Raw genomic sequence first — 15,896 nt, 5'->3', positions numbered from 1 at the left:
AACTATGTCAGCCTCATCTTCTGAAAAAGTTGTCGTCATTTATTCTGGCGGCATGGACTCTTTTACGGTTCTCAACAAAGCCATTAATCAGGGCTACGAAGCATATGCCCTATCGTTTAATTACGGTCAACGTCATTTAAAAGAATTGGATTACGCTCAATTAGCTTGTCAGAAACTTGGGGTAAAACATAAAATCATTGATATCAGCGCTATCAATCAGCTACTTGCAGGTTCTTCATTAACTGACGATATTGATATCCCCGAAGGTCACTACGAAGAAGAATCCATGAAGTCTACTGTAGTGCCTAATCGAAATATGATCTTGCTCTCTTTAGCCGTAGGTTATGCAGTATCGTTAGAAGCAACCAAGGTTTATTATGGTGCCCACTCTGGCGACCACGCTATTTACCCAGACTGCCGACCAGAATTTGTTCAAAAAATGAAAGATGTTTGCCAAATTGCAAACTATGAAGCAGTTGACATCGTAACACCGTATTTAAATGACAGTAAGATCGATATTCTGACCGATGGATTAAAAATGGGACTAGATTATTCACTGACTTGGACATGCTATAACGGCCGAGAGAAAGCGTGTGGCCAATGTGGTGCTTGCCAGGAAAGATTAGAAGCATTTGCAGAAAACCAAGCAACGGACCCAATTCCTTACGAGAGCTAAAATTCAATGCAAGATATCTGGTTAGTGGTAGTCACGTTTTTAAATAGCAATTTAACTGACTTATCCAGTTATTTATTCGATGCCAATAAACGTATCTATTCCGTTTATTTAATCAGTGCGGTACTGATGGCTTTTTATGTTTTTTATAAAACCAAGCCATCTGCTAACTTTCTTAAATTTCTCTTCCCTAAGCGCGTTTGGTTAGCAAAGACTGCAAAGCAGGACTATATCCTGTTTTTTTCTAATAAATTCATCAAAAGCTTACTGATCGCACCTTTGCTGATTAGCATGACACCCATCGCAATTGGCTTTTCAGACATACTTGAAAATACTTTTGGTTTTCATGGCTTTATTTCTACATCTGCCACAACAGTAGCACTTACCTTTACGCTCGTTTTATTTTTGTTTGATGACTTTAGTCGTTTTTTACTGCATTTCTTATTACACAAAATTCCATTTTTGTGGTCATTTCATCAAGTTCATCACTCTGCAAAAGTACTCACCCCCATGACCATTTATCGAAGTCACCCAATTGAGAATCTCTTATATGCATTAAGAATGACTGTTGCCCAAGGATTGGCTGTTGGGCTGTGTTACTACTTATTTGGCCCCACATTGAAAATGGTGGATATTTTAGGCGCGAATTTATTTATTTTTGTTTTTAACGTGTTGGGTTCCAACTTAAGACATTCACATATCTGGTTCACTTGGCCAAGCTGGCTTGAAAGTTGGCTGATTAGTCCAGCTCAACATCAAATACATCACAGTTCAGATCCTAAGCACTTTGACGCAAACTTTGGCACCGCGTTAGCAATCTGGGATAAATGGGTAGGCAGTTTAATTAAATCTAACACCGTAGCTAAGCCAAAAAACTTACGTTTGGGCGTGGCAGGTGCTAGTGACGATCTACACGCCAGTATCTTTAAGCTTTATTGGCAGCCGTTTGCGGATAGTGCAAGGTGTATAAAAAGTATTTTCGATAAACGCATTGCGCGTTTATCGAAAGTAATGAAACAAGAAAATTAAGATTTTAAGTGCGGTTCAACAAGCGATAACATCATGTCGATGTGGTCGTCTCTATCATTGAGAGCAGGAATATAGTGATACTCTTCACCACCAGCTTCGATAAAGACTTCTTTGTTTTCACTGATTAACTCTTCTAATGTTTCTAGACAATCTGCACTAAAAGCTGGGCTAACAATCGCTAATTTTTTTGTACCTGCTTTTGCTAAAGATTCTAAAGTCTCATCTGTGTATGGCTTTAACCACTCGGCCTTACCGAATCTAGACTGAAAAGTCATAACAAAATCTTCTTCGTTTAAAGAGAGTTTCTCAGCAATCAGACGTGTTGTTTTGTGGCAAAAACAATAATATGGATCCCCCCACTCTAGAAATGCTTTTGGCATGCCGTGATACGAAAGTACGAGTTTTTCAGGTTTACCATGTTTATCGAAATGCTCCTGAATAGAGCTAGCCATTGCATCAATATACTTTGGGTTGTCATGGTATGTGTTAATAAAATGCAGAGATGGTATCCATCGCCAAGTTTTAATTTCTTGTGTAACTGCATCGAAACTTGATGCCGTAGTTGGGCCTGCATACTGCGGGTAAAGTGGAAGTACAATGACCTTGTTAACCCCTTGCGCTTGCATCTTACTTAAAGCAGTGCCTATTGCGGGTTCACCATAACGCATAGCATGGTCAATGACGATATCTTCACCGTATTTAGCTTTAACTTGTGTGGCTAGCTTTTCTTTCTGCTTGTTGCTAATTACAGCCAGTGGTGAGCCTTCTTCTGTCCATATACTTTCATAAAGCTTGGCTGACTTTTTGGGTCTGACGCGTAATATAATACCGTGCAAAATGATCATCCAAACCAATCTTGGAATCTCAACCACACGGGGGTCCGATAAAAACTGTTTTAAGTATCGACGTAACGCGGGGGCAGTTGGAGAGTCAGGCGTACCTAAGTTCGTTAATAGAACACCTGTTTTTGCCGATTGTTTATGGATTGCTTCTGTTTGTCCTCGGTAACGTGACATGATTATCTCTTTATAATTAATTCAAACCTGCATACTTACGTTATTATAACGTTAGCCGATCTTTGTTTAATAGATAATTTTCTGTTTCTTAATAAAGGTCAAAGAAACAATTAATTAAAAGAGGATTATGGATTTAAAGACAATAAATATTGGTAATCAAAGTCACTATCCTTAGTGGGAAAGTATTGATGACATATTTTAAGTGTTTTATACCTTTTTTATTGCTAACTTTATCGTATCAAGATTGCATTACTTGCAGTATTTTTAGACCATAGATACAAAAGGTTACATAAACCGAGTCAGTATCTTAGCTACACTATCTAGCTGAATAGGCACGGATTTCCTCAGATTATAATAATGAAAAAGTTTTTGTTTAGCGGGCTATCGCTACTACTCTCCCTCTCACATATCGTGCATGCAGGCGACATTGCCAGTGATGTACGTGCAGGCCAAAATTCGGTTGATGAAAATGGCGGTTTTTTCGAGCTCGGTGCCAGTGCCGGTTATTATTCAAACCCAAGAATCCTCTCGAGCGATGATTACGATGACGGGTTTGTCGCAGGGCTTATCATGTCCGGTGATTATCGTTACAACGGATTTTTTATCGAAGCCGATCACAATACCTCAGACGGTTTAAATTTAGGTTACACATTAGCCAATATTGATAATTGGACCATAGACTTATTAGCTGGCAGTGTGATTGGCAAGGTAGATACTGAATTTACCGATGAATTTGAAAAAAAAGAATTCCCCACAGACGAAGAAAAATTAGAGTATCTAGACGAACGTGACACTTTATTTGCCGGTGCTGGAATTCGACTGACGGGTTACTTCAATAACTTTGTCATGCAATATCGTTTAGTGACCGACATATACGAAAGTAATGGTGTAGTCAGCACCATTAGATTCGGTAGAAACTGGCAATATCGCAATTGGAATTATCACGGAATTTTCAGCCTTGAGTACACCAGTGAAAAAACCAATAACTATTGGTACGGTATTTCACAGGACGAAGCAGTACTTCAATATACCCCTTATGAAGCAAAAGATAGCTTTAATGTATCTGCTGAAGTTGGTGTCTCATACCCAATCAATGAAAATTGGGTATATCGTAGTTTTGCCCGTTACAAGTGGCTTGATAGCACGATAAGTAATAGCCCTCTGATTGATGACGATTACGAATTTGTCGTCATCAACTCAATAACTTATGTTTTTTAGGTGTTGAGCATGAAGAGAAAGTTAACTATCCAAACGAAGCTATTGCTAACCGTCATGCTGTATTTTTTAACCTCATCGGTTTTTGCTGCCAGTGATCGCAGCCTGTTAAAAATAAAGCCACAAAAGTGTATTGCCCTTCACCAAGGTCAAACTTGTTATCAAACACTGTCGATTGAAGCGCTTGTTCCGAGTAATGAAGAGTACTGCATTTTTCAAAATAACCAAGAAATCAGCTGCTGGCATGCAAGGCAGCATCAGTTTGAGTTTGAGTTCGAAGCGACACAGAGCCAAATGTTTGAACTAAGACATAAAGTATCAGGCCAAACGCTAGCAGAATCTAAAGTGACCGTTGCTTGGGTTTATAAGTCAAAACGTAAAAGTGCAAGCGGATGGAGGCTATTTTAATGAACACACCAGCGCATATACTTGTTGTTGAAGATGACCCTTCGTTATCTCAATGGATTTGTGATTATTTAATTCAACAGAATTTTACGGTCAGCTTGGCAAGTCAGGGTGATACCGCTCTTGAGTTAATTGAGTCAGATAATCCGGATTTGGTTTTGTTGGATATTATGCTTCCCGTTGTCAATGGGTTTGATATATGTAAAACCGTAAGAAGTACATTCACCAATCCAATCCTTATGATGACAGCGTGTAGTGAGGAAACTGACGAAGTTCTAGGACTAGAGCTTGGCGCAGATGATTATCTCACCAAGCCGATAAGGCCAAGAGTGTTACTGGCTAGAATTAAGTCCTTGTTAAGACGCAGTGAATCAGAAGTACAAGACAGTAATACCAAGTCTTTTGGAAGCTTACTTATAGATGCGGATAATAAAACAGTTCAGTACCAAAACGAGATGGTGAACCTTACTGTTAACGAGTTTGAGGTGTTGTGGTACTTAGCTGAAAATGCAGGCAAAGTAGTTAGTCGCGATGATTTATTAAGCCACTTTAGAGGGTTCGAGTATGACGGTTTTGACCGCTCGATTGATATTCGCATTTCTCGATTGAGAAAAAAACTTCAAGATAACGTTGCCGAAAACCCCAAAATTAAAACCGTTCGCGGCAAAGGCTATTTGTTCACACCTAGTGCTTGGTAATACAAATTAATGAAAAAGCTAATTGGCTCTTTAATCGTTGTTGTTATTACCAGCATATTCTGCTTAGGTTGGTTAATCAGTCAAATTTATCTAACTTTAGATAACGAGCAGGCGCTACCCGATGATATTGCTATCTACCAATCGCTAGCTACCGATTTAGCCTACAGCTTAAACAATTTACACAAAAAGTCAGAGCTTGAGCATTTAATTGAGAATTGGCCGACGCACACTAAATACACGCTGCAATTACAAGATTTTAATACGCTACCGCTTCCAGCCACACTTCAAGAACAAATTCTTTCAGGCCAACCCGTTTTACTGGCTAGTGAAGATGATGTCTCTATTTACCTAAATATTCCAAATTACCAATTACTGCTGAGTTTAACCTTACCGCTTGAACACGAATCAAGTGACAAACTTATCAATTACTTACTCACTGCTACTTTCTATTTCGGCATCGTTTTGGTGCTGATGGTGTGGATTTACCCACTCATTCGACGCTTGATGACACTTAACCAAGTTACTAAAGCTTTTGGCAAAGGCGATCTTAACCAACGAATCAAGTCACATTCATGGTCATATATCCAAGCGATTGAACAAGAATTTAATCGAATGGCTGATAAAATTGAGTCCTTGATTGCGGATAATAAACTACTTAGTAGAGCCGTTTCTCATGACTTAAAAACACCACTGGCGCGATTAAATTTTGGTGTAGATATGTTAGCGGATTGTCAGGATGAAGCCCTAAAAGAAACCTACCACCAAAGACTAAGCCATGATTTGGCCGATATGGAGGCACTCATTGAGACACTGTTACAGTTTGCCCGATTAGACAGCTCTGATATCAAACTGAATTTAGAGCAGACCAATCTGATTGATTTAACCCAAGGATTAATCGATAAACAACAAACCGCTATTACTATCGAATTACTTAAAAAAACGCCCATAGTTGAAATATCAGCAGATGCTAATTACTTATCGATGCAATTGTCTAACCTAATTTCAAATGCCATTAATCACGCATCAAAGCACATCAAAATTAGTGTTGAACAAACGATAGACGGTGCAGTTTGGCAAATTGAGGATGATGGTAAAGGTTTTGCCGATATTGATACCAGTCAATTAACGAAACCTTTTTACAGAGGCGATCACAGTCGTTCTAACTACAAAGGGCACGGCATGGGGCTAGCGATTGTTGAACGTATTGCGAGTTGGCATCAAGCTCAATTATCAATTGGTGCATCAAAGGATTTATCAGGCGCCTCTTTCAGTTTAATTTTTCCATACCAAAAACAATAAGCTAGTTAAGAAATCTTTTCCTATACTGTTAAAACCTACTAATTAACAGTCGCTTACTATGATTAAATTAAGCCTGATTTTGGGGCTGATATGCTTCAGCCCTAACATGCTTGCAAAAACCATTTGGTCAGATTTTAGTATTACCTACCTAAAAGGTAGCCATTATGAAGTTGGTGATCCTGATCGCCAAGTCATCACGTTTGAACATGCTGCAGCTACCAATTGGGGAGATAGTTTCTTCTTTATGGACAGGCTTGAATCAGACAATGACGATACAGAAACCTATGCAGAATGGGCACCTAGACTAAAAATATCTTCTGCCCAATTAAGTTTTATTCAAAACTTATATTTGGCGCCGTCTGCTGAAATCGGCGACGGTTTTACTCATTATTTATTTGGCCTCAGTACCGATATTAACATCAGTCACTTTGATTTTTTTAAAGTCAGTGTGTTCGCTCGAAACAACGATAATTCAAATAACAATGAGCAGTTGACCTTATCTTGGGGCGTACCTGTAGGCCCACTTTATTACGATGGATTTATGGATTACACCACATCAACAGCTAATGCTGAATCGAGTATGAATCTAACGTCACAGCTAAAATATAATGTAGCGCCACATTTAGGTTTGAGTTCAAAATTGTACTTAGGGGTGGAGTATGTGTATTGGCAAAACAAATTTGGAATTGATGGGGTAGATGAAAAAAATGCTAACTTATTAATCAAGTATCATTTCTAAATGCCTTGCAAACGTCATGATTGAACTGACGTTTGCATTGCTTTGATTTAGTTTAACGTTTTAAACTTAACGTTTTACCTGATGCTTTCACAGATTGAGAAAATGACTTCTTAGTTGATTTCTTTTTATCTATCCGCTTTGGTTTACTATTTACTTTTTGTTGAGGAAACTTCGAGTGTTCTTCTGTATTACCAGACGATTCGACAGCATGGGTAATTTGATGCATTTCTTGTTCAGATAAGTGACGCCATTGACCCGGTTTCAAATCAGCCAGTTTTACATTCATAATGCGAACGCGTTTTAATTTGGTCACTTCATAGCCAAGATATTCACACATGCGTCGAATTTGACGATTCAAACCCTGAGTAAGAACAATATTAAAACGTTTTGCTGCTAACTTTTTCACCTTACACGGCTGAGTAACCGTATCTAAAATAGGTACACCTCGTGACATTTTGCGAATAAAACTATCATCAATAGGTTTATCGACGCTGACCACGTATTCTTTTTCGTGATTGTTCCCTGCTCTCAAAATCTTGTTAACAATATCCCCTTCATTGGTCAAAAAAATGAGTCCCTCAGAAGGTTTATCTAACCGACCAATTGGAAAAATACGCTCAGGAAAGCCAACGGCCTCAACGATATTGCCCTTAACTTTTGATTCAGTGGTGCAAGTGATCCCAACGGGCTTGTTATAGGCAAGATATACAAATTTTGGTTTGGCTTTTAATGGCTTATCATCAATAGTAACGACATCTTTAGGTTGAACTTTTGTCCCTACCTCGGGTATTGAACCATTTAATTTAACGCGACCTTGCTCAATGTATTTATCGGCTTCACGACGAGAGCAGAACCCTGTCTCACTGATAAACTTATTTAATCGTTTGCCTTGTTCCATTATTTCACTTGTATAAAAGATTGGATTTTATTGTTTTCATCAACCAACATTCTAAATACCCCTTTGATCCCAATTTGAGTGACAAAAGGCCTTAAATTAGCAGCTGGTAAACGAACGGTTAGCCCGTTATGGGCAACCGCATTTACGTTTTGTATCTGGCCTGTGTATAACAATTCACAGTCCATGACGGATATATCTAAGCTGAAAAAAAACTCTCGCATCGACATCTAATACTATCCGGCGAGTGTTGTTTCCAAACACTTGGTGACTTTTTCAAATAAGTCTTTAGATAAGTTAGGCGTGTTATTCAAACGTGTGAGTTCTTTTTTAACTACAAGTTTTCTCGCACCGTCTAAATTTCCCACTTGAATTAAAGGGGTGATCAATCGCGCGGCAACCTGTGGGTTAATCTCATTTAATTGAATTAACTTATCCGTCAAAAAGCGATAGCCAGCACCGTCTTTTCGGTGAAATTGTGCTGGGTTGTTCATCGCAAAATTACCGTATAGCGCTCTAACACGATTTGGATTATCCAAAGTAAAATCACGATGTGATTCAAGCTCGAGAATATTAGCAAGTACGTCTTGGTGCTCATGGCTGGCACAAAGTGCTAACCATTTATCCATGACAAGTGGATCGCCTGTCCATTTATTCTCAAAATCAGCCATCAACGTTTTAAACAGGCTGTCATCTTTAGTTGAACCGGCTTTTAACGCAGCTAAACTATCAGTCATATTATCAGAGTGATAATATTGGTTAGATATTAAATCTGCTACCTGCTTGTCATCACTGTAGCTTAGTAAGTTTAATGCCGCATTTCTAAATGCACGCTTAGCCATCGCAGTTGCGTTAAATATATATTCGCTTGGTGCATTTTCAGCAATTACTTTCGTTAGTTTATTTGCTAAGCCATTAGCTAAAAAACGAGTGAATTTGTCTTGAGCAGCTAAGATAGCGTCAACATCAGCATGTTTGTATTCTGCTAATAACGTCGAAAAACCCGGAACTTTTAGTAATTCCGCTGTAATTTGAGGATCGGCCGAGTCTTTGCCTATCACTTGTTCGATGCAAGTTAGAATAGCAGTAGGGAATACATAATCATTATTACTCACTGCCAACTTAATGTGTTTTATATAAAGCTGTTGAGCTAACTCCCAGCGTGTGTAATCACTGGTTTCAGCAATAATCAACTTAGTCAACTCTTCATCACTGTAATCAAAACTAAATTGAACAGGTGCAGAAAAATCCCTTAAGAAAGAAACCAATGGTTGTTCCTCAACACTTTCAAATTCGAACGTCTGCTCATTTGCAGTTAAATTTAATACGTGTTGATATTGACCGCCTAGGTTCATCGGCTGGCCACTTTGATCAAAAAAAGCAGTATTAACTGGAATATGTAAAGCTTTTTTATCCACTTGGTCAGCAGTTGGCGCTGTCACTTGTGATAACTTAATCGTTAATTTTTTATTCGCTTTGTCATAGTGCATATTAGCATTGACATTTGGTGTACCGCTTTGGCTATACCATAACTTGAATAACGTTAAATCGTGTTCAGTATTTGCGTCTTGCATAGCAGCAACAAAATCGTCACAAGTTACAGCATGGCCATCGTGACGCTCAACATACAGCTTCATCCCTGCTTGAAAGCCTTGTTCACCAAGAATGCTATGTAACATACGAATGACTTCAGCACCTTTGTCGTAAACCGTAACGGTATAAAAGTTGTTCATCTCAATGACGGATTCAGGACGAATAGGATGTGACATCGGCCCTGCATCTTCAGCAAATTGATGTGAACGCATCACTTTTACTTGTTCAATTCGGTTATGAGCTCTCGAACCAAGATCCATACTGAACTCTTGGTCTCTGAATACCGTTAACCCCTCTTTCAGGCTCAGTTGAAACCAATCACGGCAAGTAATGCGGTTTCCTGTCCAGTTGTGAAAGTACTCATGCCCGACAATAGATTCAATCATAAGGTAATCAGCATCTGTCGCCGATTTACTATCTGCTAACACACACTTTGAATTAAAGACATTAAGTCCTTTGTTTTCCATCGCGCCCATATTGAAGAAATCAACCGCAACAATCATATATATATCAAGGTCATATTCGAGTCCGAAGCGAGATTCATCCCAAGCCATAGACTTTTTCAATGATTCCATAGCAAATGGTGCACGACTCAAATTTCCTTTATCAACAAACAGAGCTAAATCAACCTTTCTGCCTGAAGCCGTCGTAAAGTTATCTTCTAGTACATCAAAATCTCCAGCCACTAGTGCAAATAAATAACTAGGCTTTGGATATGGGTCTTGCCATGTGACCTTGGTTAAACCATCGTCTAATGCGACCTCTTCAATCTTGTTGCCATTTGATAGCATATGTGGGTAAATACTCTTATTACCTATAATATGCGTAGTATATTTAGCCAGTACATCAGGTCTGTCTAAGTAATAAGTAATTTTCCTAAATCCTTGCGCTTCGCACTGTGTACAAAAAGCACCACCTGACTTATATAAGCCTTCCAATGATGAATTATTAGCCGGATCAATTTCAGTGGTAATTTCTAATTCGAACTCGGATAAATGGGTAGTAATAACAAGCTCTTCATCCGTTAATTGGTATTGCTCGGCATTAAGCGTCACACCAGCAAGTTTCACTTCAAGTAAAGTTTGCTGTTCGCCGTTTAACCTTAAAACTTGTTCACCTTCAAGTTGCTTTAGATAGCGAACTTTAGATATCACTTTTGTTTTGTGATCATCTAAAAATACCGTTAACTCTATCGTATCTACACCAAAAACAGGCGCTTGATAATCTTTTAAATATTGGGCTGAAGGAAGTGAAGAATTACTCATAGTACTCATTTTAAATTAGTCGGGTTAACGTGTTGTTAACCCATAAATTTGGACAATCGCTTAGTGTTATTTTCAGGTTAAGCGCTCGCGGCCTGATTTTTAGGCTTAATACGTAAAATTTTAAAACCTACATAAGCATAGATGATAGCTAAAATTGGGTTTAATAAGTTAAAGAAACAGAAGAATAGATACTCAAAAGGATGGACTAAAAGAACACTATGCATATATGCCCCACAAGTATTCCAAGGAATAAGCGGAGAAGACAAAGTGCCTGCATCTTCAAGTGTTCTTGATAGATTTAAATTATCTAACTCTTGTTTTTCATATTCTTCTTTATACATGCGACCAGGCATCACGATCGAAATATACTGATCAGCAGTGACTAAGTTAGAACCTACACATGTTGCTACTGTTGAGCTGACAAGACCACCAATTGTTTTGACACGACTTACAATAGCTTGAATGACAACTTGTAAAAAACCGGCTTTTTCCATAACAGCACCAAATATCATGGCTGAAATGATTAGCCAGACCGTATTAAGCATGCTCGACATGCCTCCGCCGCTTAGCAAGTCATTAAGATCAGCGCTATCAGTTTCAATTACGACACCATCAAACAAGATAGCCCACAGGGTTTTAAATTGCTCAAGCGCGGCATCGCTACCTGTAAGTGTACTAAGCGCTTGTGGTTGAAAGATAACAGCCCAAACACAGCCAATTAATGCACCTAAAAATACAGCAGGAAAGGCAGGCATTTTTTTGAAAGCCAAGAATAACAGCACACCTAATGGCGCTAACATAGCCACGCCAATATTAAAGCTTGCTGATAAAGATGCTTTCATTTGGCCAATTTGCTCAGGTTCAACTCCACCTTCAGAGAAAAAGCCAATGACAGTGAACAAAATTAAACTGATCACTAAACTAGGAATACTCGTCCAAGCCATGTAGCGAATATGAGAAAAAAGCTCCGAGCCTGCAACGGCAGGCGCTAGGTTAGTCGTATCAGAAAAAGGTGACATTTTATCGCCAAAATAGGCACCTGAAATCACAGCACCTGCGGTAATTGCCTGATCCATACCTAAGCCTTGTGCTACACCCATTAGTGCCACACCTATAGTTGCAGCTACCGTCCAGGAACTACCAATACTGATGGCGACAACCGCACAAATTATACAAGCTGCGGTATAGAAAAAAGCCGGAGATAACAAAGATAAACCAAAGTAGATAAGAGTTGGCACTGTGCCTGAAACAATCCAAGTACCAATTAAAGCACCTACTGCCAATAAGATAAGGATAGCGCCCATCGATAGTGAGATCCCTTTTATCATGGCTTGTTCAATATCTTTCCATTTAAACCCATTTTTTAGCGCCATTAACGAAGCGATAAAAGCACTCAGAATCAGTGCAATTTGGTTTGGCCCATAAGAAGAGTCATCACTAAATAAGATAACGGATGAAGCCAATAAAATAAATAAACTAATAAGTGGAACTAGCGCATCTTTTAAAGTGGCAGGTCGAATAGAACTTGTTTCTGTCATATCAATAAGAAAAAGCTCGGTTACCCGAGCTTTTTTGTTCGTTTTGTAAATTGCTCAATGGCTTAATTATGCCAAGCAAGTAAAAGTATTCACTTTACTTGATTGTTAAGCTAAACCGATTAAGTGTAAAAATACATAAATTATAGCGATTGGCGCGACGTAGCTCAGCACAAAGTGCCATAATTTGAAGGCTTTTTCGTTCAAATCAATCTCTTCTTTGGCAACTTTTTTATCCACTACCCATCCAACAAACACAGCAATCATCAAACCGCCTAATGGTAATAATAGTTTAGAAGTTAAGTAGTCAAGGTTATCAAAGAAAGTCTTTTGCTCTGGGAAGATAGTAAATTGAGTCCAACTTGCTTCTGTAAAGCTGTAAATAGTACCTACACCTAACAACCACAGGACAGTGGTTGAAATCATAGCAGCTTGCCAACGTCTGAATGAATAACGCTCAACTAACCAAGCAACCGATGATTCAATTAACGCTATAGCAGAAGTAAACGCAGCAAATACCAGCATAACAAAGAAGACGGTACCAAATAGGATCCCCATCGGCATTTGACCAAAAGCGATCGGCAAGGTTTGGAAAATTAAACCAGGACCCGCACCAGCTTCCATATTATTACCGAAAACAATCGGGAAGATAGCTAAACCAGCGATCAGTGCAACAACAGTATCTGCAATTGCAATCCAGATAGAGCTTTTAAAAATAGACGTCTCTTTTGGTAAATAAGCGCCGTACATCATCATTACACCAGAAGCTAAGCTCAAAGTGAAAAAAGCATGACCTAGTGCTTCTAAAACACCGTTGATGGTTAGCTTTGAAAAGTCAGGCGCAAACATGAAGTTAAACGCTTGAGCAAAGTCACCATATTTTGCCGCATATATAGCAATAACGATAAGTAAAATAAACATAGCGGGCATGGCATAACCAACCGCTTTTTCAATACCTTTTTGAACACCTTTGGCAACTACCACACCAGTCATCGCTAATATCAAAAATGACCAAAACATTAACTCATGTGGGTTACTGATGAAATTTCCAAACATTTCACCGATTTGTGCGGCATCTTTACCGACAAACTCTCCGCTGCCAGCTTTGAAGATATAAGCAAATGCCCAGCCTGCGATAACAGCATAAAATGAAAGGATCAAGAAACCAGCAGTTACACCCATCCATGCTGTAAGCCGCCAAAATGGTTTAGCTTTTGCTTCTGCAATTAATGCTCTGACGGCATTACTAGGACTTTTTCGACCGCGCTTACCTATCATGACTTCAGCCATCATGACAGGAATACCGATAAGTAATATACAAACTAAGTATACGAGAACAAACGCACCGCCGCCGTTCTCACCTACTATATATGGAAACTTCCAAATATTACCTAAACCAACAGCAGCACCGGTTGCCGCTAAAATATAAGCTAAACGGCTTGACCATTGGCCATGCACTGAGGCTTTGTTACTAGACATTTAACTAACCTGGATTTTTATTATTTTTTTAACAACTGAATATAATCAAATGTAATGAGAGCCGTTTCATCTAAGATAGGGTCTAACTCGCTCAATTCTTCTGGCAAGTCCTCTAAATCTTTCACCGCTTCTTTACCCATTCGGGCAAGTCGCTCGTTTGCTCGTTTCAATCTCAACGCTTGTAATTCATCGCGGCGAGCTTGACGCTCTGCTTCAACAAGCGTTTCATAATTCTTATCTTTGTATTTTTGATACTCTTGGATATCTTCAAAAATATAAGCAAACTCTGGGTCGGTCTTAATACGCTTATGATGTGCTAGCGTTAACTTTTCAACTTCAGCTGTCACACTTCCAATTGTTTTGTATTTAGCTTTTGCAATGCTATCCCAAGGAAGTGCATTTTCTTCTTTCGACTCACCCCAATCTGCGGCATCAATCGGCGTTGGGAATAATATGTCAGGTGTCACCCCTTTATTTTGAGTACTACCACCGTTAATGCGGTAGAACTTCGCAAAAGTATATTGGATATGCCCAAGCGGTTTGGGGTGTAAATCATGGTATTTACTGAGAGACTTGTGCTGTTGAACCGTTCCTTTACCGAAAGTGTTTTCACCGACTATTACAGCGCGTCCATAATCTTGAAGCGCAGCAGAGAAAATTTCTGAAGCTGAAGCACTGTAGCGATCAACCATTACAACAATCGGGCCTTTATACTGGACTTTGCGATCTGTATCTTTATGAACATCAATTTTGTTCGTTTGATTGCGCACCTGAACAACAGGGCCGCGTTCGATGAATAAGCCTGTTAAGTAGATTGATTCGGTTAACGAGCCACCACCATTGCCTCGCAAGTCAATGATTAAGCCTTCAATATCTTCGTCTTTTAGCGTTTCTAACTCTTTTTTAACATCAGCAGAAAGATTGTGGTAGAAACTAGGAATACTGATAACGCCTAGCTTTCGGTTAGCATACTCGCCGGCCTTAGGTGTATAAATTTCAGAGGTAGCAGCGCGATCTTCCAGCTTAATTTTATCGCGGATAATCGTCACTTCTTTGGGTTGATTACTGGCACTATCACCTTTAACGATTTGTAATCGAACTTCAGTACCTTTTGGTCCTTTAATTAAATCGACTACATCATCTAAACGCCAGCCAATTACATCAACAAAATCTTCATCTTCTTGTGCAACTGCAATAATTTTGTCTTCTGGTTTAATTTTACCTGTTTTATCGGCTGGACCACCCGGGACAAGTGAGCGAATAATGGTGTAATCATCTTCGATAAAAAGCACGGCACCAATGCCTTCCAAGGATAATTTCATATCCATTTGGAAACGTTCAGCATTTCTAGGTGAAAGATAGCTAGTGTGTGCTTCAATTGAACGAGCAAAACCATTCATAGCTAGCTGGAAGACATCTTCGCTTTGGCTTTGCGTTAAACGTCTAATGGCAGCGTTGTAGCGTTTTGACAACAGCTCTTGAATTTTAGGCCACTCTTTACCAGCTACCTTCAAATTCAATATGTCGTATTTTACCCTTTGATACCAGAGCTCATCGAGTTCTTTGCTATCTTTTGCCCAGGGTAAATCTTGGCGATCATAAAAATACTTTTCGCCTGCTACATCAAACTTCATCTCTTTATCAAGTAAAGTTAACGCGTATTGGTAACGCTCGTATCGTCTTACTTGATTAAGATAAAAAGCTTTGTAAAAAGGCGTTAGCTCGCTTTGGTACAAAGCATCATCATATAGACGTTTATTTTTGGCTAATTTATCAACATCAGCTTGAGTAAAAAATTGTTTATTGTAGTCAAGTTGACGAATGTAGCGATCGAATATTTTTTCGGATAATGCATCATCTAACTTAATTTTCTTGTAATGGGAGCGAGTGAAGTAACTCACAATTCGCTTAGTAGCCGTATCGTGTTGTGGCTCCTGTGATAGCTGAGGTATTTCATCAACAGCAATTTTAGCATCAAGCGCTAAACATGTTGCGGATACTAAACCTAAGCTTAATCCCCATACAATGCGTTTGAGTTTGATCATCTGCATTTAA

At 39.0% G+C, this 15,896-nt stretch carries 14 protein-coding genes; 7 read left to right on the top strand and 7 right to left on the bottom strand.

The features are described from left to right. Positions 1-4: 4 nt before the first annotated feature. Together queC and HR060_RS04285 are read left to right on the top strand one after the other, a co-directional pair. A complete protein-coding gene (queC, locus tag HR060_RS04290; RefSeq protein ID WP_174199042.1) occupies positions 5-676 on the top strand; it encodes a 7-cyano-7-deazaguanine synthase QueC in 672 nt (223 codons plus the stop codon). Between the two features lie 6 nt (positions 677-682). Beyond that, positions 683-1,702: a sterol desaturase family protein gene (locus HR060_RS04285; protein ID WP_174199041.1), complete on the top strand. Its 1,020-nt coding sequence runs from the start codon at positions 683-685 to the stop codon at positions 1,700-1,702. Here HR060_RS04285 and hemH read toward each other — a convergent pair. Further along, a complete protein-coding gene (hemH, locus tag HR060_RS04280; RefSeq protein WP_174199040.1) occupies positions 1,699-2,718 on the bottom strand; it encodes a ferrochelatase in 1,020 nt (339 codons plus the stop codon). The two genes, HR060_RS04285 and hemH, sit on opposite strands and share 4 nt — an antisense overlap. A gap of 357 nt (positions 2,719-3,075) precedes the next feature. Between hemH and HR060_RS04275 the strand changes: the two genes are divergently transcribed. The 5 genes from HR060_RS04275 (at position 3,076) to HR060_RS04255 (ending at position 7,074) form a co-directional block, all read left to right on the top strand. Continuing rightward, positions 3,076-3,936 (top strand): MipA/OmpV family protein, encoded by an 861-nt coding sequence (locus HR060_RS04275; protein WP_174199039.1) that lies wholly within the window; start codon positions 3,076-3,078, stop codon positions 3,934-3,936. A 9-nt stretch (positions 3,937-3,945) separates the two neighbouring features. Next, positions 3,946-4,341 (top strand): DUF3019 domain-containing protein, encoded by a 396-nt coding sequence (locus tag HR060_RS04270; RefSeq protein WP_174199038.1) that lies wholly within the window; start codon positions 3,946-3,948, stop codon positions 4,339-4,341. Then, entirely contained in the window at positions 4,341-5,036 is a 696-nt protein-coding gene (locus tag HR060_RS04265) for a response regulator (RefSeq protein ID WP_174199037.1), read from the top strand. Before HR060_RS04270 ends, HR060_RS04265 begins: the two co-directional genes overlap by 1 nt. A 9-nt stretch (positions 5,037-5,045) precedes the next feature. Beyond that, positions 5,046-6,335, top strand: a complete 1,290-nt coding sequence (locus HR060_RS04260; RefSeq protein ID WP_174199036.1) for an ATP-binding protein — start codon at positions 5,046-5,048, stop codon at positions 6,333-6,335. 106 nt (positions 6,336-6,441) lie between these two features. Then, positions 6,442-7,074 carry a nucleoside-binding protein gene (locus HR060_RS04255; protein WP_246283076.1) on the top strand — a complete coding sequence of 211 codons (633 nt, stop codon included), beginning with the start codon at positions 6,442-6,444 and terminating at the stop codon, positions 7,072-7,074. A gap of 52 nt (positions 7,075-7,126) precedes the next feature. Here HR060_RS04255 and rluF read toward each other — a convergent pair whose 3' ends face one another. The 6 genes from rluF to prc form a co-directional block, all read right to left on the bottom strand. Continuing rightward, a complete protein-coding gene (rluF, locus tag HR060_RS04250) occupies positions 7,127-7,972 on the bottom strand; it encodes a 23S rRNA pseudouridine(2604) synthase RluF (RefSeq protein WP_174199035.1) in 846 nt (281 codons plus the stop codon). Next, on the bottom strand, positions 7,972-8,193 hold the full coding sequence (locus HR060_RS04245) for a DUF2835 family protein (protein ID WP_174199034.1): 222 nt from the start codon (positions 8,191-8,193) through the stop codon (positions 7,972-7,974). The genes rluF and HR060_RS04245 overlap by 1 nt, the downstream gene beginning before the upstream one ends. Before the next feature lie 12 nt (positions 8,194-8,205). Then, a complete protein-coding gene (gene pepN, locus HR060_RS04240) occupies positions 8,206-10,827 on the bottom strand; it encodes an aminopeptidase N (RefSeq protein ID WP_217434864.1) in 2,622 nt (873 codons plus the stop codon). Positions 10,828-10,904: 77 nt separating this feature from the next. Then, positions 10,905-12,365 carry a Na+/H+ antiporter NhaC gene (nhaC, locus tag HR060_RS04235; RefSeq protein WP_174199032.1) on the bottom strand — a complete coding sequence of 487 codons (1,461 nt, stop codon included), beginning with the start codon at positions 12,363-12,365 and terminating at the stop codon, positions 10,905-10,907. 105 nt (positions 12,366-12,470) lie between these two features. Next, positions 12,471-13,841, bottom strand: a complete 1,371-nt coding sequence (locus tag HR060_RS04230; RefSeq protein ID WP_174199031.1) for a sodium-dependent transporter — start codon at positions 13,839-13,841, stop codon at positions 12,471-12,473. A 20-nt stretch (positions 13,842-13,861) separates the two neighbouring features. After that, entirely contained in the window at positions 13,862-15,886 is a 2,025-nt protein-coding gene (gene prc / locus HR060_RS04225; protein WP_174199030.1) for a carboxy terminal-processing peptidase, read from the bottom strand. Between the last annotated feature and the right edge of the window lie 10 nt (positions 15,887-15,896).

This window comes from Marinifaba aquimaris (genome assembly GCF_013328345.1).
Classification (GTDB): Bacteria; Pseudomonadota; Gammaproteobacteria; order Enterobacterales; family Alteromonadaceae; genus Marinifaba; species Marinifaba aquimaris.
This window is presented reverse-complemented; position numbering and strand designations above follow the sequence as displayed.